This window comes from Paenibacillus sp. LHD-38 (genome assembly GCF_031157315.1).
Taxonomy (GTDB): domain Bacteria; phylum Bacillota; class Bacilli; order Paenibacillales; family Paenibacillaceae; genus Pristimantibacillus.
This window is the reverse complement of record NZ_JAVIFU010000010.1, coordinates 122713-149161: the sequence shown is the minus strand read 5'-3', so window position 1 is coordinate 149161 and position 26449 is coordinate 122713. Positions and strand designations below refer to the sequence as shown.

The following is a 26449-nucleotide window of genomic DNA, read 5'->3' as shown; positions in this document are numbered from 1 at the left end:
GGAGAAGGGTTATTTACGAATGCAGCCAGCTCTGCTAACGAAGCGGAGAAGACTACATTCAAACGTATTATATGTGTAAAGATAGAATATTATGTGATACGGTCGAAGTCAAGTGAAACTTAAGTTGGATTAATGGGATATCGGAAAGGAGGGGAGTTCTTTATGAGTTTCCTTATTTATTTTGATGAGGCGAATAAAATTGACCAGCCTGGAAAGGACTATTCCTATTATGGCGCATATGGTGGTATGGATACCACATTAGCCAGTATTACCAGGTCAATCAGAGATATACATAGAACCTTAAATACTAGAAGTGAGCTTCACTTCAGGGAATATAACCATGATCAGTACTTAAAGAAGTATTTTAAAGTGTTGCACTATGTTATAAACCAGGATATAAATATCAATATTCTTATTGTAAGCAATACTGAAGCTCAAGCGATTGCTCAACAGATGAACCTATCCATGTTGGAGCTTCGTAGTCTCCTTTACATCAAAATTCCCGAGAGGTTGTTTTATGGCGTAACACGACGCTTATCGCTGCCTAACAACATAGATGTGAAAATAAGTGTTGATCGAAATGACGAATATAGGGTATTAAGATTGTATTCCAAATTAAAAGAGCAAATGAATGCCCACTCTGTCTATAGAAATAAAAGATATAAAATTGAATCGGTGCGTTCCCATGCGTCTCATGAGTCAGTTCCTTTACAAATTATCGATACATTTATGGGGATGATCGTTTTTCTGATGGAACTGGGTTATATGGAAAAGTCGGATGCTTCGATCATAAAGAGTGATCTTGTATATCGTTTTCTAACCGAGGCTGAGAATATCGAACGATTTCAAAAACAGATAAAGTTGTTTAGATGGGAAGGTAGTGAAGCTCTTTCTGAAATACCAGTGAGTAATTTTCTATCCAGATTTATGGTGTACAAAACTCAATTCGATATCAAAGAAATGACGCGATTACAAACCATATTACTAAATCATCCTGATCGAACAACTCGGGATTATAGAGAACTAATGGAATATCCAAACACTAGATTGAGAATGCTGCTTGGGTATAAAGATGAAATAGAAGGAAGAGGAAGAAATTCATTTTTACAAATGTAAATAATAATGTTGTATTGATAAAAAGGCTTAGTTACTTGACTCTTGCATAATCAACAATCTAAGTTAAAGCAGGCGGACTAGTAGCGTGAGAGGTCTTTAGAGCGCGTAATATGTTGAAAAGCGCTTCGATTTAACGTTGTTAAGCCATCACGCCAAACAACCGCATCATCATTCCGCGGCGCATTGTGGTTTTGCACAGCCACGGTTCGCCTCCACCAATATGAGAAACCCGACCTCGTGAGGTCGGGTTTTTGCTATTCCTTTCTATCCACGCAGTGTTCTTTTATAAGAGTAGAGAGTTCTTGAAAAGAATATTTTTGATTCACCATATCAACGGTCATATCTTCAGCGTCTTTCTGATTCATCACAAAACGATATCCATTCAACTGTAGGAAGATAACAAGAGCTGCAAAGGCTGTTCTCTTATTAGCATTTTGGAATGGATGATTCATACCTAATGATTCAAAAAGAGCAGTAGCTTTATCTATTAGTGATGGATAGGCATCATCACCAAAGGCGGATGAATGTGGACGCAGAATAGTTGATTCCATTAAGCCGCTATCTTTGACACCAACGTGTTCACTAGGGCTATATTTTTGAATCAAAGCTACATTAATCGCAATGACTTCTTGGACAGATAAATAACGTATCCCCATACTAGCGATCATTTAGTCCTTTTAAAGTATCGTCATATTGTTCCATTACTTGTGAGAGGGTTTTTAAAAAATCGGCGCCAATACCAGCTGGTAACTCGACTTTATTTGCTTTGCGAATAATAATTTCTCCATCTGTTTCTTTTATATCAATATGCACAGTGTCACCAACATCCAGGCCGATTTGTTTCAATGCTTCTGTCATCGTAATGCCAAGGCTATTGCCGAACTTTGTAACCTTGCGCTCCATTTCCATCACTTTACCCATAGTATTCACTCCTAATTATACTATTCAACTGTTATAACAATTATACATAGGGTTTGAAGAATAATAAAGCTTGTTTTGTAGTAGCAGAATGGTTTTTTCCTCATTTCAAAATTTTGCTATTGCCTGACTCTTGTTCGACTAGATAGTATAGAGTTAGATAATTATAGGTTAGAAAACAGGAGGATTGGCATGAAGCTGAATCAGATTGAGAATATCATAGATCCGATTATTCTTGAGCGAGGAGAAGTATATCGAGAAAACGGTCATATCCTTTCCATTAATGAAATCGAGCCATTGGTTTATCATGCTGAAGTTGAGGGAAATGATCTATACGATGTAGAAATACAGCTTGGTTCACGTGGTGAAGTCATTTATACATTGTGCGAATGTCCTTACGATAAAGGACCAATTTGTAAGCACGCAGCAGCTGTGCTTTTGGAAATCAGAGACGAATCTAGTAAAGAAAAAGTGGTTTCCGCTCCTAAAAACAAGTCTGCTCCTAAAAAGAATATCGCTGACCAATTGTCTAAGCTCAGTAAAGACGAGTTGATTAAGCTGCTTGTCAATTTTTCCAATGAAATCAAGGAAGTAGAGCAAGCACTTTCTTTGAAATTTATTAATGTCGACAATAAAGAGGGATTAAACCAATATAAAAAAGTAATTCGATCGTCTATTAAGCAAAACTCCGATCGCCATGGCTTTGTTGCATATCGTAATGTTCCCTACGCTGTAGCTGGTGCTGAAAAAGTAATGGAGAAAGCGGAGGATGCATTAGAAAGTGGACATCATCTTCGTGCCGTTGAAATTAGTTTTTGCATTATGCATGAGATGGGAGATCTAATGCAGTCGTGTGATGATTCTGACGGATATGTAGGAGGTCTAATTCAGGTATGCTTAAATGTTGTACAGAATACAGCTAGCCAATTTGAATCTAACTCCTTCATGGATAGGCCAGCCCTATTTCAGCTGCTTCTAAAAGAGGCACTTCATCCAAATTTAGAGGGGTGGAATGAGTGGCAATTGTCCCTGATGGAAAGTGCTATTTATTTAATAACGAATGCTTCGGAAAAGGATTTGTGGAGTAATTTAATCGAAAGATTGGAAAGTCATGAAAGAAACAAATCATCATACAGTTCCTATTTTTCTGAGGAAGCAGCCAAGCTTCGGTACCAAGTCATTCAAAAGCTTGAAGGCGACAGCCAAGCATTGAAGTTTTTACAAGCTCATCTCGACATTACTGCTTTTCGCAAAATGGCAATTGAAGACGAGATAAAGAATCTTCAATTCGATAAAGCACTGGAACTAGCCGAGCAAGGAGAACAAAAAGATACCATTAAAGGGCATCTTGGTCTTGTTAATCAATGGAAAAAGTGTCGCTACGAAATTTATGAGCTTACTCATCAAGTGGAGCATCAAATAAAACTTGCAGAGGAATTCGCAGTATCGGGTGATCATAGTTATTACTTGCGTTTAAAAGAATTGTATAGCAAGGATGAATGGGAAGCAGCATACGAGGGGTTTTTATTCAAGCTAGAAACGAATTGCGATAGGAATTGGAATACAGCTTCCTTATACACTCGAGTCCTTATTGAAGAAAAGGAGACGCTGAGACTGCTGAAATATGTTCATAAGCACAAACAAACCTTATTGGACTACTATCCTCATCTCATCGGCGAGCATGCAGAAGAAGTTTTTCTTTTGTTTATACAAATCATATCAGAGGAAACTGCCCGGTCTTCGAATCGAAATGAGTATCGGAAAGTATGCGGTATTATTCGTCATCTCATTAAGGCAGGCGGGGGAGTCCATGCGAAAGAGATCATTGAGCAACTGTGTCTTACTTATCGGAATAGACCTGCTCTCATGGACGAGCTGCAAAAGATTAAACTAATCTAAATCTTCGGGTGACATCAAAACTGTGACTACACCCGTAGAAGCCTGTGTGGCGTGATTTTCGGACAAGGGTTCAAATCCCCTCACTTGTATGAACCCTTGTCCGTGCAAGACCACAACTTGTAATGTTGGACAGGGGTTCAGTACTAAAGTAACGGGTAGTATAATTGCATTTGGCTTCCAATAATTACCATGGTTGAAATCGTAAGTTTTTGCGACAATCAATGTATTGATCACAACATAAAGGAAGTTGAACTGAATGAAAAAGCTTATTGCCGCGTGCGCCGTAATTGGCATGATTTGTTTTAGTTCGTCTGCTCTTGCGGCCGAAAATATCAGTATTAAGGTAAAGAACAAACAGCTGCAAACAGACAGCGCACCTGTTATCGTTCAGGGCAGGGTGCTTGTTCCGCTTCGCGCCGTCTCAGAATCGCTCGGCGCGTCAATCGAGTGGAATCAACAACAGAAAACCGCTATCGTTACGAAGTGGTCAAAGAAAGCTTCGCTGACAGTCGGAAAAAAGACAGCTCGGGTTGAGAATAGTGCCGCTGGTGAGACGTTTGACGTTTCATTGGATGTTACGGTCAGAACCATCAATAGTCGGGTATATGTACCTTTGCGGTTCATTTCAGAGCAACTCGGCTACAAGTTGGACTACAAAAACAATACCATCTCGATTCAATCGCCGTATGCAGGTAGGTACAATGAGAATTACTTCGCTCAGATCCTCTCAGGTGACTTGTCGAGAAGCAGATCCATTTTGGTAGGTAATATGAGTGCATACGGTTTACGCAATTATGAGCACCCGCCTTTAGAAACTACTTACCCTGCTTACAGCGAGGCATTCCTGTTTCCAGAGGGAGAGGCTTTGCGGTTTTTCATGATCGAAAACAATGAAACCATAACATTATTTGAGTATAAGGATGATTTTTTCGTGGCCACTTGGCAGGCTCACGTCGATGAGATAGAAAGCAATGCCATTGAGCAATTATTTGCGGATAAGCTTAAGGACCGCACAGGATCGACACCAAAAATCAACAAGCCCTTTCTTTATTTCTACGTTAAACCTTACGGGAGTACTGTCCATGGATGCGGCCTGATCGATGTCGATGGAAACTATACAGAAACTGGATACAAAGATGCGACGCATTCATTTGGAACGATTTCGCTCGTGCTTCCGAATGAGGTTCGAAAGGAAATCGTACCAATAACGTAAAGTTGATTTACTGCGGACTGGTTTTAATAAAGATGGCATGACTATGTTTCGGTATGCGGAAAGCAAGCTGCTATTTTGCGTTCTCATCTGGCTGATGAATCGACAGATGTTGTGTGGTCTTCGGACGGGGTTCAAATCCCCGTGCCTCTACCATGCCAATCCACAACCGCTCGAGGTTGTGGGTTTTTGCTTATATAGCGTTTGAACCGAAAACAGAAAAGAGCCAGGCCATGTGTAAGATGGCTTGGCTCTTTTGTTGTTTATACTGCAACTAGCGGGATAAAACTTTTTTAAACACTTGCGTGTTTACATAGGTGAGAGGCGGGGCTAAGCGCCCCCTGCAACTCGATCGTCTTTGATTACAAATGCCAGATGCGGTACACGATGACTGCCGCTTCCGCTCGGGTGAGCGAATCATTCGGCGCAATCTTACCGTTTTTGCCGTTCACCACACCGGATTTTACCAGACCAGCAGCGCTGTCTTTCGCGTAATCGGAAATACTCGCCGCGTCAGGATAAGCGTCTAAAGCTCCGCTCGGTTCAAGCTGCTTGCCGGCTGCCTCAAGCGCACGTGTCGTCAGCACCATCATATCTTGTCGGGAGATATCACTGTTTGGTTTAAACGTATGGTCACCAAAGCCGGTGGCGATCCCCAGTTCCTTCGCGATGACCAACTCATCATAATAATAAGCGGTTTCTAAGACATCGCTGAACATTACTTCATTCTTGCCTGTACCTTGCAAACCAAGTGCTCTTACAAGGAGGGCGATGAAATCCGCTCTCTTGATGGAAGCTGCAGGAGAGAAGCTGTTCGCTGAGGTTCCTTTGATGACATCGCGCGCTGCCATTGCGTCAATTGCTTGCTTCGCCCATGGCACGTTCTTCAGGTCTCCGAAGGTTTTGACAACGGAGGCCACAGCATAGGTACTGAAGTGAGTTGTTTGGAAAACAACCGTTCCGGCTGCCGCATCATATTGGCCGTTCGGGATCGATGTCACATCGCCATTTTCAGCGATGTACCAAACCACGATCGAATCCGGATGGCTGAGCTCTGCTGTTGTCGGTGCATAAGGAACAGAGATCGTCACAGGCGTATTCGGGTTGTTCCAAGCGATGACTTTGCCACCGACTACCATGTTCAGATCCAATACCGGATGGTTACCGATCCGTTCGCGGGCAGCTGCATCCAAGTTGTCTGTAGAAGCCTTGGCTACACGGATGGATACTTGCTCAGCGTTGTCCGTCACATTGGACAGCATGTTGCTTGGAATCTCAATCGTTGCATTTTCTGTCTGCATCGAAAGCACGAAGTTTTCTTGACCTTTCAAGCTTTGAGCCGGCAATTGCACTTCATATGAATTCGCGTTTGATTGCTTCGGCACTTCGATTACGACTTGTTTCTTGCCGTTTACTGCTTGCGCGGCTTGCTCAAGTGCCTTCTTCAGAATTTCGTTGGAGACTGTGCCTGTTACGCGGCCGCCCTCGTTTTTCACTTCAGGGTGAATCGTAACATTGCCGTCTTTTACCTCAACGTTTCCTGTCGACGGGTTAGATCCGTTGCCGATGGTTCCGCCGGGATTAACGGCATTACTGGCGAGGGTCAGTACGCCGTACACGGAAGTGTCCATGTAACCATTGCCGGTCGTATCGTTCCATGCGGCAACGCTTTGACGGGCACCGTCTTTGGCGTCATTAATCTGTACATCAAATCCAAGTTTCTTGTCGCTGCCTGGCGTTATCTTTTTAAACGGTATCTTTACTTCAACCGTATAGCTTGTGCCGGAAACTTTAATTGCCGATACGAAACCGTCTGCGATGCTTGCCGGATTGAATGAAGTCTCGTTGTCAAAGTTAACTCTGTACTGTCCATCGTCATCTTGATAGAATGATGTTTTTGCATTGTTTTCGTCCAAGAAGATTTCTACGGAATCCTGTTCCCATGCATTACCGTTACTTAGGTTAAGCTGTGCGTCGCTAACTTGTACCAAAACATACAAGTTTTGATTATCCCAGAGTGCTTTTGCTACGCCGGTCGCTCCTTGCCATGCCATCTGAAAGCGATTAACCGGTATTTCTGTCGCTCCGCTCCAAACAGCGTCAACGGTACCGTCGATTGAAGGCGTAGCAAAATTAGCGGTTGATTGTTTGGCATCTGCCGAAACAGGCGCATGCTCTTCCATAAATTTATCCGGATCGATTACACTGTAGTAAGCTGGTTTGGCCTGCAGATTCTTATCGAACAACAACGGATTGTTAGCGGCCCTCCAGCTCGAACTGTCATTCAGTCCCCAGAAGGTCACGCGCTTGATATTTGCTGCATGAGCCTTGTAGATCTCAAACAGCTGCGCGTATAAGTAACCCTGAGCATTCGCAAGCTGCTCGGGGAGCTGATAGCTGCTTCCGGTCTGAATATCAAGCTCAGTTATGCTTACTTCTACGCCTAAGGAAATAAACTTCTCTAAGGACAGTTTAACATTGTCCGGGTTCGTGTTTACATTGTAATGCGCCTGCATGCCGACGCCGTCGATGAGGAGTTTGCCAGGGTGAGTCAGCGCATACTTATCGTTGATTTCTTTTACCATGCTGTAAATGGCTTGAGCTTTATTTTGATTATCTTCGTTATAATCATTGTAATAAAGCTTGATATCCCATTCTGGATGAGCGTCCAGCACTTCTCTTGCCGCCAAAAACGCCTGCTCTACGTAATCTGATCCAATGGCACTTAACCAAGGGGATTGACGCAGTGACGCTTTCCAATCCGATGGGTTAGACGGGTTATCGTTCATCGCTTCGTTGACGACGTCCCACGAGATCATCTTGCTGCCGTAATGCTCCATAACCGTTTCGATGTGGGTCCTCATATTGACGAGAGCTTCATCCCGTTCCAAGGGGGAACCGTTTGACGTATTCATCCACGCAGGCGTCTGCTGATGCCATACCAGCACATGCCCATGCATCTGAAGTCCATCAGCCAGAGCCTTATCCACAAGCGCATCCGCAGCGGTAAAGGTAAAGTTGCCTTTCGCAGGCTGCATCTGATCCGGTTTCATTACATTTTCTGCCGTAGCGACATTGTGATGCATCTTGAGAAGCTCAAGCCTAACGCCTTCCAGATCTCCTAACGATATTGCGTTTCCGATCAGGAACTCGTCCTGATAAGCATTTTTGAGCGGAGTTAGATCTTTCTGAATGGCGATGGGGCCCGAGCCTGTGCTTTCAAAGCTGATATCGTCGATATAGAAAGATGCTGTTTTATTATTAGAACTTTCCACATAGATGGTCAAAAATTCGTTGCCTACATTGGTGTAACGGTATGTTCCTTCGAACAAAACCCAGCCGTCGCTGGTGCTGATTGTTTTTGAGGCAAGGTTAACATAACTAGGGCTGCTTTCACCAACCTGCGTAGACAGCTGTAGCTGCGAGCTAGCGGGTGCGATCAGCTTGACCCAGAACGAAATTTTATATTCGGAGCCCTTATCCACATATTTCTCCACGTGCAAGGTCGGCCCATGCCAGCTATCTGATCTGTTCTCTACTTTCAAAGCGTATGAACCGTCGTCGGTATGATTGGCTTCGTTGGTAACGGTGAGTGTTTCAGTTCCTTTCCTGCCTACAAATCCGTTATCCGTTTGATCCTCGAAGGTGATTGCAGCGAAGTCGAGTGCTGGCGGTCTAGGTGTTTCCTCTTCACCGCCGCCAGAAGCCGCCTTTTCGGTAATCAATACATCTCCAATGTAAAACGGAACAGTGGCCCCAGCAGCGTTGGATTGAACGCGTAAGCTCGTATCTTTGCTGGTATCAACCGTGAACTCTTTCGTTAGAGTAAAAGCTTGTCCGGCTGCAAAATCCGCGCCTGCCAACCAGCCGTAGCTGCTCACCGTTTGAAGATAAGCTTGCGCGCCGGTAGGCACAACCACATCAGCGTTTACATAGCCTGCAACGGTCACCGTGTAGGTTTTTCCGTTTGCCAGACCGATGTCGGCGAATTTGAAATCAACCGCATCATAGTCGTTGTTTCTGTTGCTAACAGATAAAGCTGCTCCGTCAGCATTGCCAGCAAATACTTTATCAGTGGATTGCGTCAGGCTGGCGTTGCCTGATTGCGCTGCAGCACCTTTGCCGCTTGCAAAGGATTCATGGTAAACAGGTATTTCCGGCTCTGCAGCTTCCGAGACCGGCGCGAGCCAGCCTGAAGGGATGAGCAAAGTGGCTGCGAGTAAGATCGAGAAAACCTGTTTGAGCGTTCTACTCATTTGTTGCATTCCCCCTAATATAATTTGGTAAAGCAAGTAAAGCGCTTACATAATTTTGGCTTAATTCTCCTTTCCAGAGCTTAATTATAACGTGTATCAAAAAAACGTTTGACTAGAAGAACTATAGAACATACTGTATTTTTTAAATATTGCGTCGAAAGGTTTTATAAAATATGGCGAATTCACACAAGTCACACTATTAATTCTATGAAACGGTGATTATCTATTCTTTAATTGAGAAAAGCATTTCATGCAAAATACGTTCCTAATGATCTAATCGATCTCTAGGAACGTTTCACGAAAAGAAGGCAATGAAGCAGGTAGGTAAGTAGAATTAGTTGAAGAGGGAGTGGAGGTTGGAAGTAGTGATGAGGTTTGAAATGGAAGTTAAAGCTCTAAAGCTTCCTTTGTAATTTTTTTGATATCAATAGGACAATTTGAGCTTTCCTTAACGATGTCAGGTAAAATATGCTTTAAAAAATAATCCACGCAATGCAGTTTTATTTTTTTGATTTTGATAAGCGCTTCGCGGTACATAATTACAAATTCCTTCTCTGTGTTGCCTCTTTGCAATTCCGAAAGGGCCTCGTACACTTGATCAAGTTTATCGGCCACTTCGAGAATGAGGCCTTCGACAGAATCGTCTTTACCCTCGCGCAGTTGCCTGAAAAAAGTAGGCTTGAGCTCCTCAGGAATATTTTCCTCTATAAAAAGAGTAATCATGCCTTCCTCGACCTGCTGGAGCATGCCGCGCAGTTCCAGTGAGTAATGCTTAACGGGTGTTTTAATATCGCCGATAAATATTTCACCGTAATCATGGCTGCTAGTAATTTCGTAAAGCTTTTTCCAATCTATCGTGACGCCATTGCGTTCCTCAATATCTGCCAATGTTTTGGCGTATTGCACAACCTTCCATGAATGAGCGGCTACGCTGTGCTCTTCAAACTTAAACTTGCCTGGACAGCGAATAATACGTTCGAGATCGTTAAGCGATTGAAAGTACGTATGGATTCCCATGACATGTTATTCCTCTCCATATGGTATTAAGTGATGCGTTACAGTTAGTATAGAGATGATTTGTTATTGGACGATTAATTTAATTATGTAAGATATGGAAACTTAAGCGTCGGGATATATTTTTTGGACTGTGGCATATTCCTGATTTCACCAACCATAAAAAACCCGACCGCATGAGGTCGGGTTCATAGCTATTTTCCAAAAGGTGAATCAGATAATAATATTCGAAGAATGAAGTCTTACCGAGGCTTTTGCCTGGATTTCGCTGTGAAAAGAGGTTTTAATGCTAATGAACGAATGAGTTCATTTTGTGTGAACGGTTTTTTTCTGCCCCATTGTATGGCCCTAACCATATAGGGACTTTCAGGATTTTTCATATGGTAGAAGCCTGGTATACGCATGACTCTTGATAGATTTGTAATCATGGGATCAGAACTGAACTTTTGAGCTAAAGCTTTTTGAATGGGAACGAATTTGTTGATAGACCCGCCTTGCAGGACCCAATAGATGTGATATCCGTTTTTAGTTTCGATAATCATCGTATCCTTAATTCGCCGCCTATATTTTTTTATAAACTCTTTTTTCAAAATCGCTACTCTCTCTTTTGTTCGCTGAGCTAGGAGATGATATAGACCTTGTTTATTTCTTTTGATTGTAATGGATAGAATCTGCTCTGAAGGGTCGGATTGGAGTGATTCAATTCTCTGCTGGACTTGTTCACTTGTGTGAAAATGTTCTGAAATCTTGTTTAAGTCAACGTCGATGAATTGTGCTCTAATTTTCTTAAAATCACTTTTTCTAGTTTCGCGATAATTAATCTCCAAAAAAACCGCATAGCCTTTTTTATTTTGGCTGAATACATGGATCAGATCGTTGTTCTTGGAAAAGAGTGTGATGCGAGGCGTAAGTTTTTCTAGCAGTTTTAGAGGTTTATGCAGCGTCATCGCTGGGTAATTTGAAGAAGGACTAAAGCCTAGATTTTTCTGCTTAGCATCATGGACTAAAATAAAATGCAGGTTTTCGTTCTGCTTGCAGCCTAGTTTTTTAATGAAATTGCGTGCATGACTAGAGAACTGTCGCAAAGGTTTGGAATATCTCGTTGAACTTAATCTTCGTGTCACTAAACCACATCCCCTTCAAAACTTGCGTTACATTCTCGGTTCTTATCTAAACAATCATATTCTGGCGAGATGTCGCAAGTGTGAAGGATAGGACCCATTTTTCAACAGGGGATATGGTGTCGTAGGTATTACTTTGTGACACTTGATAATTTCTTAAAGTTTACTAAAAAAATTAATGGCAAACAGGCGAAATTGAATGGCAGCTTGTGATAAAAAATGATTCTTATTCCATGCGATACCGAATGTTCGCTGACAATGCGGTTCCGTTATTCTTAATTGAGCGGTCGCCGGGTTTGAGGCCTTTCTCCCTAAAGAGAGGGGAAGGGTGAAGGTGATGCCGAGTCCCAAGACAGGAGAGAGACTCTGTTGGTTAGAGAGAGAATCTGGACGCGGAATTTTTTTGTTGTATGTATGAGCAGTTTTTTCATGTTTCTTACTTTCCATATCCTCGCGACAGCATTTCCGTTATATGTGAAAGACAGCTTGAATGGGAATCAACAACAGATGGGATTGGTCATTACCATCTATGTTCTCGGAAGTGTTTTGATCAGGCCTTTTTCGGGTCAATGGGTAGATCGGTTTGGGAAAAAGAAAATGGCTGTAATCGGGCTGGTCATTTTTCTTATCGCCTGTATCTGTTATTTCGGCTCTAAGGGGATTTTCCTATTCCTAGTTATTCGCCTTATTCACGGAATGAGCTATGCGGTAGCCTCGACGGCTACGAGCACGGTTGCTTCCGCGCTGGTCCCGGATTCACGTCAAGGCGAAGGCATGGGGTACTTCAGTATGTTTATGAGCATTGCCATGGTTGTCGGACCTGCTCTCGGTCTGTTTCTGTGGAAAGATAAGAACATAAATGTACTACTGTTGGCCGTTTGTGCCATTGCAGCGCTTTCTCTCCTATTTACGATGGTTATGCGGATGCCTCAGGAGAAGCGGGATACTGCCGAGCCTGTTCTGATCGCAGCGCCTATAAAAAGGAAGCGGGGCATAAGCTGGAGTGACTTTATCGAACCAAAGGCGCTGCCGATTTCGTTGGTTGGGTTTTTTCTTGCCTTTTCTTACAGTTCGTTATCTGGATTTATTTCTTCTTTCACGGCTGAGATTCATTTATCCCATGTCACGGGTTATTTTTTTGTAACCTTTGCAATCATGATTGTCTTGTTCCGTCCTATGATCGGCAAAGTATTCGATAAATACAAAGAACATTATCTTTATTATCCAGGGATTTTATTGTTTGCCATCGGCATGCTCTTATTAAGCCAAGCTCATTCCGGAACAATGGTTTTGGCGTCCGGCGTCATCATGGGAATAGGTTATGGGGCCCTCTTGCCTTGCTTTCAAACGCTTGCTTTGAAGCTGGCCCCCGAACATCGCAGGGGGAGCGCTGCGGGAACCTTTTTCTTATTGTTTGACTTAGGCTACGGATTGGGCTCTTATTTTATGGGACTGATTGCTTCCTTTACGGATTACAGAATGATGTATGTTGTCGCGGGGCTCATTACTTTGTTATCCGTTGCCGCTTACTACCTGCTTCATCATCGTCCTCGAGCTAAGCTGCCTATTCAAAACCACAAGGCTAATATAGCTTAACTGCGGTAAGCTGGCACCGATACTCTATCGGTGTCAGCTTGTTTAGCTTTAATTGATAAAAGCCTCATTGAACCTTTACACCCTTGATCAGAAGCCAAAAAGCTAATGACAGCTCTCCAATCACGCCAGGTATGGCTACAATCAATAGGAATATCGTTTTATAGTCGTCATAGTTGGGTAGAAGAAAATGCGCAAAACTATCGATTAAATACCCAGCAGCGGAGAGGATTAAGAAGATCCCAATCAGCTTCGGAATGTAGCCTCCTGACTTGATTATTAAATAACCGACAACCAACAAATGAAATCCGAAAAATACTAATCCAATAAGCCATCCATTGTTAAATGCATTGATCAGCAGCATCACCTGTGCGTGTAACTGCTCTGTAGTGAATACCTTCAAGTATTCAGCACCGCTTAGAAGCTGAAGCACATTCAAAAAATGATACAAGGCGACTCCAAAAATGGCGGTGTATACCAACCTGAACAACGCCGCAAGCATGGCTAGATTTTTATTAACGGGTTTGAGCAGAACATAGAGTGCCCACGTTATCAGCACATCGAGCATAAGCACGATGACAAAGCTAACAATTCCACTCCGAAATAACAGCTCATTGGTTATGATGTTATTTGCAGTTGTTGCTGCATCATCCGGAATAATAAGACCATTTAGAACTGAAAAATTAGAAAACATAGCGAGTACAGCCATAAGCAGCAGTCCGAAACCTGCAATTCTTGCATAATAAATCGGTGAAGCCTCCGTGTTAAGGTTTGTCATTTTCAACCCCTCCATTGCTTGTTAATATTTATAAAAAAGTAAAACATTTCATACATAGTGTATTGTTAACTTAACTAAATGTAAAGTATTATTTACATTAAAGTCCGAAAGAGAGCTGTGAGCCAGCTCATGCTTACATTTAGCTATTCGTATAACAAGCTCTTCTCAAGACGAAGAGTGCCTGACGGCTAACAGCGGCCTCATTTGTTTCCACACTTTTTGCATCAATTTCCAATCCGAGACGGATTGGCCGGGCTCCGGCTTCAATAGGGTTTGATTAATCTGCAGAATGCGGTATTTTATTCCGCTCGCTGTTTTAAGCCGGGTTGACCAGGTAGGGATTAGGTTGGACTCCGTCACGGTAACCCTTCCGTCGGTTTCTTTTTTGACCGTTAATTGGAGGACGACACCGATGTTGGTAGCTGGATTATGGTATAGGCGGGTAGAGATAAAATTGCCAAGCGAGTAGATGGCAAAGCGGTTATCTTTGGTGGCAAAGGACGGCTGAATGACATGCGGATGATGGCCGAGTATGATATGCGCGCCATTATCCAGCAGCAAGTTCACCAGCTTTTGTGATTGCTTCAAGGGGACATGGCGGCACTCCTTTCCGATATGGAGGCAGGCGACGACAACATCGACTTTGCTCGCGAGTCTGCGTACATGCTCGGCAGTTTTCCTATGATTCGAAGGATCGATTTGATTGACCATCCATGCTTTATCGGAAGGCAAGGGGATTTTGTTTGTTCCTTTCGAATAGCTGGCTATGCCGACTTTGAGACCTTTTACATCCAAAATCAGATGGTTCTCGGTTCCAGGATCAGATGAATACGTACCGGTGTGCGCAAGACCGTGATCGTCCAGAACCTGCAGCGTGCGAACTAGCCCCTTCGTGCCGCGATCCATGCAGTGGTTATTGGCTGTGGTCAAGACTTGGAAGCCTGTTTCTTTTAAAGCGGGGGCCAATTCGTCGGGGCAATTGAACATGGTGAAGCCTGTGCGGGGATTCGACTGCGTATAATGGGCTTCCGTTCCTGCGAGCGGCGTCTCCAGATTGCCAATCACCAAATCGGCTTGTTTAAACAGGGGAGCGACGTTTTGAAATATGGATTCAAATGAATAGCTGTTTTTATTTAAATGTTTGGCTGTTCTTAGGATGGGACCTATCATTAAAATATCTCCGGCGGCAGCCAGCTTGAATTCCGTGGACAAGTTATCTGTATCCTTTCCCAGAAAAAAGATTTTGCCTTATTTTATGATGTGCTGGTGTACCTGGTGCGTAACCCCTATGAGATGAATGGGCAGCCAAATTGGTCAAACAACCAAATCGTTCTTTGTTTCTTTAACATAAAATATAGAGCGGCAATAACCAAAGGAAGACATTATGTGTTAGGGGGCAGTATTTTGGAGCAAACAACCATGCGGCAAAGGCCCGTCATCGCGGTTACCGGAAGTGCCGGTAAGACGACTACTAAAGAAATGATTGCATCCATATTGAAAAGGCGTTGGAAAATTTTTAAGTCTCCACGCAATCACAATGCTCCCAGCGCGACAAGACGGCATGCTCGGATGCTTCGTTCTTTTCACCGGGCTGTGGTGGTAGAGTACGGCATGCAATTTTATGGAAACATAAAAAGGCATTGTCAATATTTGCAACCGAATATCGGCGTGATTACGAATGTAGGAAGGGCTCACGTAGGCAACTTTGGCGGGCGCATTGCCGGGGTAGCCAAGGCGAAATCAGAGCTGATCCATTTCATGAAACCGAGCGGTACTTTATTGCTGAACGCAGACGATCCTTCTTCGGATTTGCTCCATACCAAAAGGTTCAAAGGTAAAATCATTACGGTAGGCATTCGGAATAAAGCGGATTTTAAAGCCACCCATGTCTATTATAAAAACGGCGGGATGAGCTTTAAGGTTGAGCTGGACGGCGTGGAGCATTCTTTTTATATCCCTATCCTTGGAGAGCACAATATTTACAACGCCTTGTTTGCCATAGCGATTGCCCATGGTTTGGGTTTTACGCAGCAGCAAATACAAGGCGGGCTTAAATCGTTCATCAGATCAAAGAGCCGATTAATTGTTCATCGTTTGGGCAGAAACGTAAAAGTAATCGATGATGCATACAGTTCGAATCCCGATGCATCCAAAGCAGCTATCAATGTGCTTTCGACCATAGGGGCAAATTCCAAAATAGCCGTACTCGGCTCTATGCTCGAATTAGGCAAGCATACATCCAAGGGCCATCAAGAGGTTGGAAGGTATGCCGCCGCTAAAAATGTCAGTCATCTGTATACGCTGGGCGGTGCAGCGAAGCAGATTGCGGTCGGTGCCAGGGGAGCGGGTTTTCCTGCGAATCGAATAAAGAGCTTCGCGAGCAAGCATCAGCTGCAAAAGGCTTTGCTTCGGAAGCTGGAGCCAGGCACCACGATTTTGATCAAGGGGTCAAACCGTTTACGAATGAGTACGATGGTGAAGTACTTAAAACGTAATGCCGGAAAATGAAAATGACGATAAAAAAACCTTAGTGGCCTGTGAAACGGCGTGCTTCCTTGCGAAGCAGCGAATCACAGGTCTTTATTTTATCGCAGCCTTCAGGCTCCTCCGAAGTTGAACGTGAACAAACTCATGCTATAATACCCTCTAAGAAAACACGGAAGACGAGAAGCCGATTGCGGGGCGAGGGAGACATCATGAACAAAGTCATTTTATTTCTGCGGCACAATTTTCTAGACCGAACGATTATGCGAACGATTCTGATATCGTACCTGCTGGTTAATGTGCTCTTATTGCTGCTGCTGGGCTATTTGTCCATTCGGGATTCCACGAAAATGATTACCGAAGAAATCGTAAACTCCAGCAATAAGGTCATGGAACAGGCGGCGCTCGGCCTTAGCTTTAATCTGGAGGAATCGAAGCGCTCGCTCGTCATGCTGGCCGGGAACTATTCGGTGATCACGATGATGAAGGAGCATCATACGATTGGCATCCGAAACAGGCTTCAGCATGAGCGGAATATCGCGGAAATCGCACAGGGAGTAAGCTCCTATCAAACGTTAATCAGCGACGTTCTCATGCTCGGCAAGACTGGTTATATCAATAATTTGGATGGGAGAAAAACGCTGCAATGGGATTATCCGTTTCAGTCGCAGAATTGGGTAAAAGAAACGTTCCAGACGAATCCGCAGGGCAGCTTTTTCAGCATCGGCGTACACAAACAGGACTATTACCTCTCCACGAATATTACCCGCTATAATCAGCCGGCATTATCCGTTGTTTTACAGGTTAAGGGCTATCAGGGCCAAACGCTCGGAGCCGTTATCGGGAATTTGGATCTTCGCAAAATTAACGGCATGTTCGAGCAGAGCACCTATCAAAATAAAGGCAGCATTTTTCTAATTGACGAGAATCGCCGGATTATCGTTCACAAGGACAGCAGCCAGATTGGCCAAACCTTGAATTTTCCGGGCGAAGAGAAGTTGTATGAGCAGCCTTCGGGACATTTTAAAGAAACGATTAACGGCATTGAAACGCTGGTTATCTTTCAACCTACAGCCATCAGCGGTTGGAAAATGCTCTCGACCGTTCCGATGTCCGACATTACAGACCAATCGCAGCCGCTCAAATCAAATCTTGGCCGCATTCTTTATTTATGCCTAATCGCCAATACGCTGATCAGCCTGCTTATTACGCTCCGCATATCACTGCCGGTGAGAAGGCTGCTTGCCGCGCTTGATCGCATGGGCGAGGACGATTCGCTGTACGTTAAACCCCGCGATTACCGCTACCGGGAGCTTAATCATATTGGGAACAAATTCAAAGACTTAATGGGTCGCATTGATCTGCTGATCAAGCAAAACTATTTAACCCAAATCAGTCTGAAGGAAGAGGAGCTTAAGACGCTCCAAGCGCAGATTAATCCGCATTTTCTTTTTAATACGCTGCAGCAGCTGCAGACGGAAATCGTGTGCGGAAATACGGCAGAGTCGAATCATATCGTCTTATCGCTCAGCAACCTGTTCCGGTATTCCATGAAACGCTCAGAGGAGGAGGTCGAGCTGGAGCGGGAGCGGGAGATGAGCAATGTATCCGACTATTTATACATACTCAACAAGAAATACAATGACGGCATTGCCGTTTCCTTCCTCATACCGAACCGTGAGGTGCTGCGCTGCAAAATTCCGAAGCTGACGCTTCAGCCTATCGTGGAAAATTCGATTCGTCACGGTTTTGGCGATCATATTCGAGAGGGTGCGATTCAAATTAAAGCCGTTGCCGGACGCAAAGGGCTGCTGATCGTGATCGCAGACAATGGGCAAGGCATTGCCAGTTCGCAGGTAGATACACTGAACCGACATATCAATAGTCCGACCCAAAAAATGGATAATATTGGATTATACAATGTGAGCCAGCGAATAAAGCTGAAATATGGAAATGAATATGGGATCCACATTCGCAGCAGACAAACGGCGGGTACGAAGATTTCCATCTTGCTGCCGCTTATTTATTAAATTAAGAAGGCCTCGACGAAAGGAGACACCTTTATGAAGTTGCTAATTGCGGACGATCAACAATCACTCCATACTTTTTTGGATAAAATGATGAACTGGGAGTCGCTTGGCATAACGGAAGTCAAGCATGCTTACGATGGGCGGGAAGCAGCAGAAATGGCTGCAGATTTTTTGCCGGATCTGCTCATTATTGATATTCAAATGCCTCATCTAAACGGGATTGAGGCATTAAAGCAGCTGCAGCAGCTGCCTCATAAACCGAAAGCTATTATATTAAGCGCTTATGACGAATTTGAATATGCCCGTGAAGCGCTCCGCCTAAGCGTATCGCAATATTTGCTTAAGCCGGTAGATACCAATCTGCTGGAGGCGGCGGTTAAGGAGCTCATAGAAGAGACGCAAAGCGATCACGAAAAAAAACTGGAGGCCGTGCTCGCAGGCTTGCTGAGGCAAGATTCCTTGCATGAAGAATGGCTGACGGTTGCCCAGACAGCATTCCATACATTAGGAATTCATCGCTATATCATGCTGACGCTGACAGGCGAGATTTTGAGCAAGGAGGCCTTAGCCTCAGTATTTCAACAGGTTGAGCCCGCCGTCATTTCCGTCATATGCCAACTAAATAAACAGCACTATTCAGCACTGCTGGGCCTATCGGTTAATGAGCGGACGGACCAGCTGACGCTTCTTGGCGAGAGAATAGCTGCAGCATGGCAGGCCAAACAACCGGAAAGCCATATGAGAATAGGGAGCAGCGCAGCTGGGGAGCAGCCGGAGCAGCCGGAGCAGCTGCAGCAGCTGCTTATTCAGAGTAAACAAGCGGCAGCTAATGGCTTTTATGCCGCGGGCACTTTCTATTTGCAATCGGAGCCGCAGCACTCGGAGCAATGGTCACTGCAGCACTATCAGCAATTCGATAAAGCGTTCGAGGAGAAATTTTCGCTAGTCTTCTCGCAAGGGGCATTGAAGGAGCTTGTTGACAGTCTTTTTCATGTGTTTAGACAGCTGAAGCTGGATCCTGACAAGGTGTACAGCTTATGCGTGCACTATTTATCCATAGCCGAACAGATGATGAGGCGTTCAAAGCGGCTCGTCGCCGAATATGAAACGATTACGCTGGACAGGCTGAGAAAATACGGCTCAGCAGATAAGCTGGATGAGTTCTTCCATTCCCTAATTTCCAGCATGGTTGAACAGTCAGATCCCGCTGCCGACCGGACAGAAGAAACGATCAGCAGAATCAAATCGCATGTTGAGCTGCATTATGCGGAGGATTTGTCGCTTCAGTGCGTCTCTGATGCCTTTGGCCTCGACAAGTATCAGCTTAGCCGGATATTCAAGCAGCAATTTGGAATCAACTACTGGCAGTATGTGACGCAGATTCGGATGGACAAGGCCGCTGAGCTGCTTGCAGGCACGAGTTTGAAAAATAGCGCGATTGCAGAGATGACGGGTTTTGTGGATGAAAGCCATTTTAGCAAAACCTTTAAAAAGCATAATGGGGTTTCTCCGAAGGAGTTTCGAGTGGGCAAGCAAGCTCCCTCCTCTATGTAAGCGTGCAACAATGTACAATAAATCACGCAACGATGTAAATTCTCGAGCCCCCGGTAAAGCGTTATCATAATGGTGAAAGTGCTTACAAAAAAATGAAATACAGGGGGAACACAGCATGCGTAAATCAAGCTACATGCTTCTAATTGCAATGATGGCCGTTACACTTATTCTGTCCGCTTGCGGCGGAAACGGGAACAATGGCAACCAAGCCGGCAGCGCAGACGGCGAGGGAACGGGTTCAGAGAAAAAGATAAAACTAAGCCTGCTTTCGTGGAACAACGAAACCGAGATGAAGCCGGTTATTGACGGCTTTACGGCAAAGTACCCGAATATCACGATCGATTTCCAGACGGCACCACCAGTTAAGGATTATATCGCCAAGCTGCAAACGATGCTGCTCTCCAATTCGGCGACGGACGTATTTATTATGGCAGCGGAAAATCGGAATGAGCTGATCGACGGCGGCTACGCGCTTGATCTGACGGACCAAGCATTTATGTCGAAAATGACCGATGCGAGCAAAGGCATGTTCACCCGCGATGGCAAAACGTATGCATTCTCCCAAGCGGGCTGGGTAGGCGGCATTTATTACAATAAGGATTTGTTCGCTAAGGTCGGCGTAACGACGGAGCCAAAAACCTGGCAGGAATTTATCGACCTTTGCATCAAGCTGAAGGATGCAGGCATAGTGCCTCTCTATGACAACGCTGGCGATATTTCTACCATTCAAGGGGCATTGGTTGCGAGCATGACCTTGTCGAAGGATCCTGAATATGATTCCAAGCTGTTTGCGGGCGAAGCCACCTTTGCTGACGGATGGGCAGAGCCGCTTAAGCTCTGGAAGGAAGGCTTGATCGATAATAAAATCATCACTTCAAACATGATCGGTCTTACCGGCGACCAAATGGTTAATGAATTTGCGGTAGGCAATGTGGCCATGATCCAAGGCGGACCGTGGAATATCCCGGCTATTGAGAAAGCAAACCCGGAATTGAAGTTTAGCATGATGGCGGTTCCCGGCGCTGGGGAAGGACAGGAATATTATGCAGGCGCTCCAAACGTAGGTTTTGCCGTTAATAGCAAACCCAAAAACCAGGATGCAGCCATTAAGTTCGTTGAATACCTCTCAACGCCGGAAGGCTTGCAGCAATTTGAGCAGGGTACAGGCCAAATCATTACGATTCCCGGCTACGAAAGCAAGGTGCATCCTGCTCTAGAGAATGCATACAAAGACGGTTTGCTTGCAGGGAAATTTTATCTCCCAATGGTTTCTTGGCCTAGACATCAGGAAGCTCTAAGAAATCAACTAGTCGTGTCTGTTCAGGATTTGCTTGTTGGCAAAGGAACGGTAGAGGACGTAACGAAGGCGATGGATCAGAAGCTTAAAGAGATGGAAAGCAAATAAAAAGAGACGGTAAGCGGCAGCGAGGGGGCAATCCCCTCCTGCTGTTTTACAAAGGAGGGAGCATACGGGATGAAACTGCTGAGATCTTTCCAATACCAAGTTTTTCTCATACCGATTTTACTTTTTTATACGATATTCACGATTTACCCGCTTATCAAATCTTTCTTCTTCAGCTTGACGGACTTTAACGGTTATTCCAAAGATTACGATTTCGTAGGGTTAACGAATTATATTAAAATTTTCAAGGATGCCGCTATCGTATCGGGTATATCCTATACCTTGCTTTTTGCCATATCGACAACGATTCTGACCACGCTGCTTGCCATCGTGCTCGCGTTAGTGTTGGATCGGAATTTTTATACAAAAAATATTCATCGTGCCATCTTCTTCTTTCCGTCCATACCGAGCGGTCTGATACTGGCTTACGTATGGGGCTTCATCCTGTCGCCAATTGGATCCGGCGTGTTGAACAGCGTACTCCATGATCTGTTTGGCGCCGGTCCGCAGCCTTGGCTGTCCGATCCTATGCTTGCCAAGCTTTCCACTATTCTCGTCGCGGTATGGGCAGGGGCAGGCTGGCATGCCGTTCTCTATCTGGCATTCCTGCAGGGCATCTCCAAGGATTATTACGAGGCGGCTTCGATTGACGGAGCGACGCGCTGGCAGCAAATTCGTAATATTACGCTGCCGCTGCTTGCTCCGGCTATGACGATTAGCGTGATGCTGCTCTTAACGGGAGGGCTTAAAGTATTTGAAATTCCGTTCGCGCTTACGAAGGGCGGACCGGGCTTCGAGACGCATACGATTACCCAAGTTATCGTGCTGCGCGGTATTTCCGAGGTACAGTTCGGACTGGCTTCTGCCATGTCCATCGTCTTCTTCCTTATTGTGCTGGCGCTCACCTATTTCCAAGTGACCGTCATGCAGCGCCGAGAGGAGAAAATGCTATGACAGAAACGAACCGTAAAAATTGGCTGCTTGATATTCTGATGCTGCCTGTTGGGCTCATTACGTTTTTTCCTTTTTACTTGATCATCGTGAACACCTTAAAGACGCCTGCTCAAACAGCGATGAATCCAATGAGCTTGCCGACAACGCTTAATTTCGATAATTATGTCCGCGTGTTTAAAGAGGTACCGCTTCTGCAGAGCTTCGGGAACAGCTTGCTCATCACGGTCGTTTCCGTACTGCTTATGGTGCTGATTGGGGCTATGGCTGCTTATCCTGTTGTATTTAATCCGGGAAAAACCAATAAGATCATTATGGGTTATTTGCTCGCCGGCTTCCTGATTCCGTTCCAAACGACGCTTATTCCGCTCTTTGAGCTGATGACGCAGTTTCAACTAATTGACAAGCTGTACGGGCTGATGTTTATTTATATGGGAGGCTCAGTTTTTGTCTTCTTTCTAATGATGGGTTATATGAGGACCATACCGAAGGAGCTGCCGGAAGCGGCCATTATTGACGGCTGCACGATATGGGGTATCTTCTGGCGGATCATTTTCCCGCTGCTTAAGCCGATTACCGTCACGGCTATTATTTATCAGACGATGTGGGTGTGGAATGATTTTCTTGCGCCGATGCTGTTTCTTAATTCATCTGATAATGCCACTCTTGTCCTGCAGGTTTACAAAGCAAAGGGAGAGTTCGCAGTCGACTGGCCATTGTTCATGACACTGACGGTTATCGTCCTTATTCCGATCTTTATTTTCTTTATTCTCATGCAAAAGCAAATCGTTAAAGGCATAGTCGGCGGCGCTGTGAAGGGTTAAGCTCAGCTTACTTGTCCCGCTGCCGGCATGTCGGTACGCTGGAATGAATACTCAATCTAGGGAGACGATGATAATCATGGACGCACCTTTATTTCGAGATCCGATCTATGACGGCGCCGCTGATCCGGTTGTCATATGGAACCGTGAGGCCAAAGAATGGTGGATGATCTATACGAATCGCAGAGCAACGGCGGAAGGACCAAAATTCGCTTGGGTACACGGAACCGATTTAGGTGTGGCCTCTTCGCGTGATGGCGGGAAAACCTGGCTTTACCGGGGCATGATTCAGGGACTCGACATTGAATGGGGCCGGAATACGTTCTGGGCGCCGGAGATTTACTGGCATGACGGCCTATACCACATGTATGTCAGCTACATTCAAGGCGTACCCGTTGATTGGCCTGACCATCGACGCGATATTATGCATTATACCAGCACGAATTTGCTTGACTGGACTTTCCGCTCCAAGCTTGCGTTAAGCTCAAGCCGGGTCATTGATTCCTGTATCCACGAACTTCCAGGCGGCGGCTTCCGTATGTGGTACAAGGATGAAGGCAATCATTCCTTTACTTATGCGGCAGACAGCAAGGATTTATTCGAGTGGAACGTGGTTGGTCCAGTTATTACGGGCCGCGGCCATGAAGGTCCGAATGTGTTTTGGTTAAAAGGTGCCTATTGGATGATCGTAGACGAGTGGAGGGGGCAAGGCGTGTACCGGTCCGAGGATTTGGATACCTGGGAGCGCAACGGCCTCATTCTGGATCAGCCGGGAACGCGCGAGGATGACGGGACCATCGGGCTGCATGCCGACGTAGTTGTGCAAGGTGACAACGCATATATTTTCTATTTTACGCATCCTGGCAGAGACGGGGCGCTTGACCATGAAGGTCAGGAGAAACGTTATGAAAGCAGGCGCTCTTCCGTGCAAGCGGCAAGATTGGACGTGATTGACGGCGTGCTGGTATGCGACCGCAACGAGCTATTTGAGCTCAGCTTATTGCCTGAAGAATAATCGTGATAATCAAAAAGACAAGCTGACGGATGCGATATCCCTGGCTTGTCTTTCTTTTCATGTGTGGCGGCGGATACCTGCTTTCCTCTTACCTATCCGGCATCCGATTGTATAGCATTACTCATTTTTTGCATAAAATCAAAGCTTTCCTCTAGTTCTTTGTTTGTTTCGAGGAGAGTGCATTCCGCAGAAATCATTCCCGTATAGTTTATTGCTCGCAGCATCTCGGTAAACCGTTTATAGGGATACGTGCCCGTCCCGGGCGCCAGCCTTCCGGTATCCGCAATATGAATGTGGGCAATCCAGTCTTTATATTCCATTAATGTTTCCAGCGGTTCATTTTCTTCGTCCATATGATAAAAATCAGCCAGCGCTTGCACAATCGGGCTATTGATTTGTTTTACCAGCTGCACAGCATCGTGCACGCTGTTGATGAAATTGGATTCCTTGCGGTTTAGCGGCTCGAGCGCCAAAGTAACGCCATTTCCGGGCCATTCCTCCGAAATCCATTGCAGTGCTTCCAGCATCTGCTCTTCCGCCTTCTGTCTTGCCCATTCCTCTGGAATCATACGCTGCCTGCCGCTGCCAAGCACGACTATCTTCGCGCCGATCTGGCTTGCTGCTTCGCCTGCCCTGTGTACATATCGGCGAATCCGCTCCCGATCGGCTTGCGGGCCGACGACCATCATACCCTGCGGGAAGAACAGGTTCATGGCCTGCACCCGTAACGGGGAGTCCAGAAACTGCGGCAGTTTCTCTTTTAGAGCATGCTCGTCTTCAAGCGGCAGGGAAGATAAGGGGCATTCGATATAATCGAAGCCTTTGCTTGCCAGCAGCCCCGCCTGTTCAATGCCCATGCACCAGCCTATTTTATTCATAGCCTATGCCTCCTATACAGCGATTTGAAAATTGATTTCATTGTACAAAGAGGCTGGATCAAATAAAATGGTTACAAGTATGGTTTGATGGCTGTGAGTAATCCTTACTAAGGAATGATTGCCGATGCTGGATCGAAATATCATGGACGCATTAATCGAAGATGTCGAGCTGAGGTTTAACAACAGCGGGTATTCCGATCATGAAATTGGCTGGTCGGAGAAGAAGAAGCACCCGGACTATGATTTATGGTATGTGACAAGCGGTGAAGTCACAATTGACTACGAGGGCGGGAGATCCTCGGCTCGTGAAGGCGATATCGTATTCTTCAATCCTGGCGTTACCTATTCCGCCTATTGCATAGATTCGCCCTGCAGCCATATTTTTACCCATTTTGACTTCCCTTTAGGCCAGAGGATCAATTTTTTGAACGATTTCGATTTAATGGGTACGATTCCTCAGCATTATTTTAAGACGGAAGGACCGTTATTTCGCAGCACCTTCGACGCCTACAAGAATAAAGAACCGATGTCTGCATTGCTGCTGAAAGGCTATTTCCTCGTGCTGCTTGCAAAGCTGCTAGCTATCCCAAAAGATAATTCTTTAGTCGCCGATATGTCCGTAGAGCGGACCGTGCATTACGCCAAGCTGAAGCCGGTGCTTCAATATATCAACGAGCATCTAGGCGAGCCTATTCCGGCATCGCTTTTGGCTGACATGATCAGCATGTCTCCGAAGTATTTTTATGCATTTTTCAAATCCAATATCGGATTAACGCCGCAAAGCTACATCACCAAAATGAGAATGAACCGGGCTCGGGAGCTGCTTATGGATAGGAAGCTGACGGTCAAAGAAATCGCTTATCAGCTAGGCTTTTCCGATCCCTATACGTTTTCGAAAATATTTAAACGCTTTCATAAAATTTCACCTTCCCGATTTTCAAATCATACGTAGGCGTGGTTAGCTTCATGGCCGTAATCCCACCCATGCGGTAATGCTTCCGGCATCGCGCCCATCAGCAAAAACAATCAGGCCGAGACGATTGCTGCTCGGTTTCTTTTATAGGTGGTTGTTGCGTATCCTCGATCGATGAAAGGGCATGCGTTGCATGGCTGAGAACGGCACCTGCCCGGGTAGAAGCAGCAACGAGAACGGCTTCGAACATTTCTTCGCGAGTTCCTCCGATTTCCGTATATCTCTTCACATGTACATCAATGCAGTAGGGGCATCCGGTGACGTGGGCAACGGCTATGGCAATGAGCTCCTTCGTTTTTAACGGCAGCACTTCCGAGGAATGATAAATCTCCTTTTCAAAGGTTAAAAAAGCGGCAGCGGCTTGCGGAGAAAGCTTCATAAGTTCGGGAATGCGATTAAGATTTGAGCGGTCGTAATAATGATTCACCTGTATCCT

Annotated in this window: 22 protein-coding genes; 12 read left to right on the top strand and 10 right to left on the bottom strand. The window is 45.1% G+C overall.

Annotation, left to right across the window (positions count from 1 at the left end; genetic code table 11):
• The first annotated feature begins 162 nt into the window (after window positions 1-162).
• Window positions 163-1116: a DUF3800 domain-containing protein gene (locus tag RCO25_RS11055; RefSeq protein ID WP_308996210.1), complete on the top strand. Its 954-nt coding sequence runs from the start codon at window positions 163-165 to the stop codon at window positions 1114-1116.
• A gap of 254 nt (window positions 1117-1370) precedes the next feature.
• On the opposite strand, the gene RCO25_RS11050 is transcribed toward RCO25_RS11055, so the two are convergent.
• Both RCO25_RS11050 and RCO25_RS11045 read right to left on the bottom strand, forming a co-directional pair.
• Window positions 1371-1784 carry a type II toxin-antitoxin system death-on-curing family toxin gene (locus RCO25_RS11050; protein ID WP_308996209.1) on the bottom strand — a complete coding sequence of 138 codons (414 nt, stop codon included), beginning with the start codon at window positions 1782-1784 and terminating at the stop codon, window positions 1371-1373.
• A complete protein-coding gene (locus RCO25_RS11045) occupies window positions 1774-2037 on the bottom strand; it encodes an AbrB/MazE/SpoVT family DNA-binding domain-containing protein (protein WP_308996208.1) in 264 nt (87 codons plus the stop codon). The genes RCO25_RS11050 and RCO25_RS11045 overlap by 11 nt, the downstream gene beginning before the upstream one ends.
• A gap of 189 nt (window positions 2038-2226) precedes the next feature.
• On the opposite strand from RCO25_RS11045, the gene RCO25_RS11040 reads away from it, so the two are divergent.
• Both RCO25_RS11040 and RCO25_RS11035 read left to right on the top strand, forming a co-directional pair.
• Entirely contained in the window at window positions 2227-3933 is a 1707-nt protein-coding gene (locus RCO25_RS11040) for an SWIM zinc finger family protein (RefSeq protein WP_308996207.1), read from the top strand.
• Window positions 3934-4189: 256 nt separating this feature from the next.
• Window positions 4190-5146, top strand: a complete 957-nt coding sequence (locus RCO25_RS11035) for a copper amine oxidase N-terminal domain-containing protein (RefSeq protein ID WP_308996206.1) — start codon at window positions 4190-4192, stop codon at window positions 5144-5146.
• A 359-nt stretch (window positions 5147-5505) separates the two neighbouring features.
• Here RCO25_RS11035 and RCO25_RS11030 read toward each other — a convergent pair whose 3' ends face one another.
• From RCO25_RS11030 to RCO25_RS11015, 4 genes are all read right to left on the bottom strand, one after another.
• A complete protein-coding gene (locus tag RCO25_RS11030) occupies window positions 5506-9399 on the bottom strand; it encodes an endo-1,4-beta-xylanase (protein WP_308996205.1) in 3894 nt (1297 codons plus the stop codon).
• A 387-nt stretch (window positions 9400-9786) separates the two neighbouring features.
• The gene (locus RCO25_RS11025; protein WP_308996204.1) at window positions 9787-10416 is read right to left on the bottom strand and encodes a YfbR-like 5'-deoxynucleotidase; all 630 of its coding nucleotides are present in this window, start codon (window positions 10414-10416) and stop codon (window positions 9787-9789) included.
• Window positions 10417-10655: 239 nt separating this feature from the next.
• Window positions 10656-11537 (bottom strand): DNA-primase RepB domain-containing protein, encoded by an 882-nt coding sequence (locus tag RCO25_RS11020; protein WP_308996203.1) that lies wholly within the window; start codon window positions 11535-11537, stop codon window positions 10656-10658.
• Between the two features lie 153 nt (window positions 11538-11690).
• Window positions 11691-11981, bottom strand: a complete 291-nt coding sequence (locus tag RCO25_RS11015; protein WP_308996202.1) for a type 2 periplasmic-binding domain-containing protein — start codon at window positions 11979-11981, stop codon at window positions 11691-11693.
• Here RCO25_RS11015 and RCO25_RS11010 point away from each other — a divergent pair.
• Window positions 11964-13130: an MFS transporter gene (locus RCO25_RS11010; RefSeq protein WP_308996201.1), complete on the top strand. Its 1167-nt coding sequence runs from the start codon at window positions 11964-11966 to the stop codon at window positions 13128-13130. The genes RCO25_RS11015 and RCO25_RS11010 overlap by 18 nt on opposite strands.
• A 64-nt stretch (window positions 13131-13194) precedes the next feature.
• On the opposite strand, the gene RCO25_RS11005 is transcribed toward RCO25_RS11010, so the two are convergent.
• Both RCO25_RS11005 and RCO25_RS11000 read right to left on the bottom strand, forming a co-directional pair.
• Window positions 13195-13905 carry a DUF4386 domain-containing protein gene (locus RCO25_RS11005; protein ID WP_308996200.1) on the bottom strand — a complete coding sequence of 237 codons (711 nt, stop codon included), beginning with the start codon at window positions 13903-13905 and terminating at the stop codon, window positions 13195-13197.
• A 165-nt stretch (window positions 13906-14070) separates the two neighbouring features.
• Window positions 14071-15117, bottom strand: coding sequence for a CapA family protein (locus RCO25_RS11000; RefSeq protein ID WP_308996199.1), 1047 nt, complete (start codon window positions 15115-15117; stop codon window positions 14071-14073).
• Between the two features lie 192 nt (window positions 15118-15309).
• On the opposite strand from RCO25_RS11000, the gene RCO25_RS10995 reads away from it, so the two are divergent.
• The 7 genes from RCO25_RS10995 (at window position 15310) to RCO25_RS10965 (ending at window position 24162) form a co-directional block, all read left to right on the top strand.
• A complete protein-coding gene (locus tag RCO25_RS10995) occupies window positions 15310-16413 on the top strand; it encodes a UDP-N-acetylmuramoyl-tripeptide--D-alanyl-D-alanine ligase (RefSeq protein ID WP_308996198.1) in 1104 nt (367 codons plus the stop codon).
• 188 nt (window positions 16414-16601) lie between these two features.
• Window positions 16602-18419 (top strand): cache domain-containing sensor histidine kinase, encoded by a 1818-nt coding sequence (locus RCO25_RS10990; RefSeq protein WP_308996197.1) that lies wholly within the window; start codon window positions 16602-16604, stop codon window positions 18417-18419.
• 33 nt (window positions 18420-18452) lie between these two features.
• Complete coding sequence (locus RCO25_RS10985; protein WP_308996196.1) at window positions 18453-19973, top strand: response regulator transcription factor; 1521 nt, start codon at window positions 18453-18455, stop codon at window positions 19971-19973.
• A 115-nt stretch (window positions 19974-20088) separates the two neighbouring features.
• Complete coding sequence (locus RCO25_RS10980; RefSeq protein WP_308996195.1) at window positions 20089-21378, top strand: ABC transporter substrate-binding protein; 1290 nt, start codon at window positions 20089-20091, stop codon at window positions 21376-21378.
• Between the two features lie 69 nt (window positions 21379-21447).
• Window positions 21448-22329, top strand: a complete 882-nt coding sequence (locus tag RCO25_RS10975) for a carbohydrate ABC transporter permease (protein ID WP_308996194.1) — start codon at window positions 21448-21450, stop codon at window positions 22327-22329.
• The gene (locus RCO25_RS10970) at window positions 22326-23150 is read left to right on the top strand and encodes a carbohydrate ABC transporter permease (RefSeq protein WP_308996193.1); all 825 of its coding nucleotides are present in this window, start codon (window positions 22326-22328) and stop codon (window positions 23148-23150) included. Before RCO25_RS10975 ends, RCO25_RS10970 begins: the two co-directional genes overlap by 4 nt.
• A 76-nt stretch (window positions 23151-23226) precedes the next feature.
• Window positions 23227-24162 (top strand): glycoside hydrolase family protein, encoded by a 936-nt coding sequence (locus tag RCO25_RS10965; RefSeq protein ID WP_308996192.1) that lies wholly within the window; start codon window positions 23227-23229, stop codon window positions 24160-24162.
• Between the two features lie 92 nt (window positions 24163-24254).
• On the opposite strand, the gene RCO25_RS10960 is transcribed toward RCO25_RS10965, so the two are convergent.
• Window positions 24255-25040, bottom strand: a complete 786-nt coding sequence (locus tag RCO25_RS10960) for a sugar phosphate isomerase/epimerase family protein (protein ID WP_308996191.1) — start codon at window positions 25038-25040, stop codon at window positions 24255-24257.
• A 124-nt stretch (window positions 25041-25164) separates the two neighbouring features.
• Here RCO25_RS10960 and RCO25_RS10955 point away from each other — a divergent pair, with 124 nt between their 5' ends.
• On the top strand, window positions 25165-25992 hold the full coding sequence (locus RCO25_RS10955; protein WP_308996190.1) for an AraC family transcriptional regulator: 828 nt from the start codon (window positions 25165-25167) through the stop codon (window positions 25990-25992).
• Window positions 25993-26053: 61 nt separating this feature from the next.
• On the opposite strand, the gene RCO25_RS10950 is transcribed toward RCO25_RS10955, so the two are convergent.
• A complete protein-coding gene (locus RCO25_RS10950; protein ID WP_308996189.1) occupies window positions 26054-26440 on the bottom strand; it encodes a carboxymuconolactone decarboxylase family protein in 387 nt (128 codons plus the stop codon).
• Window positions 26441-26449: the final 9 nt, after the last annotated feature.

Excerpts from the sequence above, each read along its gene's own strand:
- RCO25_RS11055 (WP_308996210.1), top strand. The coding sequence starts at position 163 with ATGAGTTTCCTTATTTATTTTGATGAGGCGAATAAAATTGACCAGCCT.
- RCO25_RS11050 (WP_308996209.1), bottom strand. The coding sequence starts at position 1,784 with ATGATCGCTAGTATGGGGATACGTTATTTATCTGTCCAAGAAGTCATT.
- RCO25_RS11045 (WP_308996208.1), bottom strand. The coding sequence starts at position 2,037 with ATGGGTAAAGTGATGGAAATGGAGCGCAAGGTTACAAAGTTCGGCAAT.
- RCO25_RS11040 (WP_308996207.1), top strand. The coding sequence starts at position 2,227 with ATGAAGCTGAATCAGATTGAGAATATCATAGATCCGATTATTCTTGAG.
- RCO25_RS11035 (WP_308996206.1), top strand. The coding sequence starts at position 4,190 with ATGAAAAAGCTTATTGCCGCGTGCGCCGTAATTGGCATGATTTGTTTT.
- RCO25_RS11030 (WP_308996205.1), bottom strand. The coding sequence starts at position 9,399 with ATGAGTAGAACGCTCAAACAGGTTTTCTCGATCTTACTCGCAGCCACT.
- RCO25_RS11025 (WP_308996204.1), bottom strand. The coding sequence starts at position 10,416 with ATGGGAATCCATACGTACTTTCAATCGCTTAACGATCTCGAACGTATT.
- RCO25_RS11010 (WP_308996201.1), top strand. The coding sequence starts at position 11,964 with ATGTTTCTTACTTTCCATATCCTCGCGACAGCATTTCCGTTATATGTG.
- RCO25_RS11015 (WP_308996202.1), bottom strand. The coding sequence starts at position 11,981 with ATGGAAAGTAAGAAACATGAAAAAACTGCTCATACATACAACAAAAAA.
- RCO25_RS11005 (WP_308996200.1), bottom strand. The coding sequence starts at position 13,905 with ATGACAAACCTTAACACGGAGGCTTCACCGATTTATTATGCAAGAATT.
- RCO25_RS10990 (WP_308996197.1), top strand. The coding sequence starts at position 16,602 with ATGAACAAAGTCATTTTATTTCTGCGGCACAATTTTCTAGACCGAACG.
- RCO25_RS10985 (WP_308996196.1), top strand. The coding sequence starts at position 18,453 with ATGAAGTTGCTAATTGCGGACGATCAACAATCACTCCATACTTTTTTG.
- RCO25_RS10980 (WP_308996195.1), top strand. The coding sequence starts at position 20,089 with ATGCGTAAATCAAGCTACATGCTTCTAATTGCAATGATGGCCGTTACA.
- RCO25_RS10975 (WP_308996194.1), top strand. The coding sequence starts at position 21,448 with ATGAAACTGCTGAGATCTTTCCAATACCAAGTTTTTCTCATACCGATT.
- RCO25_RS10970 (WP_308996193.1), top strand. The coding sequence starts at position 22,326 with ATGACAGAAACGAACCGTAAAAATTGGCTGCTTGATATTCTGATGCTG.
- RCO25_RS10965 (WP_308996192.1), top strand. The coding sequence starts at position 23,227 with ATGGACGCACCTTTATTTCGAGATCCGATCTATGACGGCGCCGCTGAT.
- RCO25_RS10960 (WP_308996191.1), bottom strand. The coding sequence starts at position 25,040 with ATGAATAAAATAGGCTGGTGCATGGGCATTGAACAGGCGGGGCTGCTG.
- RCO25_RS10955 (WP_308996190.1), top strand. The coding sequence starts at position 25,165 with ATGCTGGATCGAAATATCATGGACGCATTAATCGAAGATGTCGAGCTG.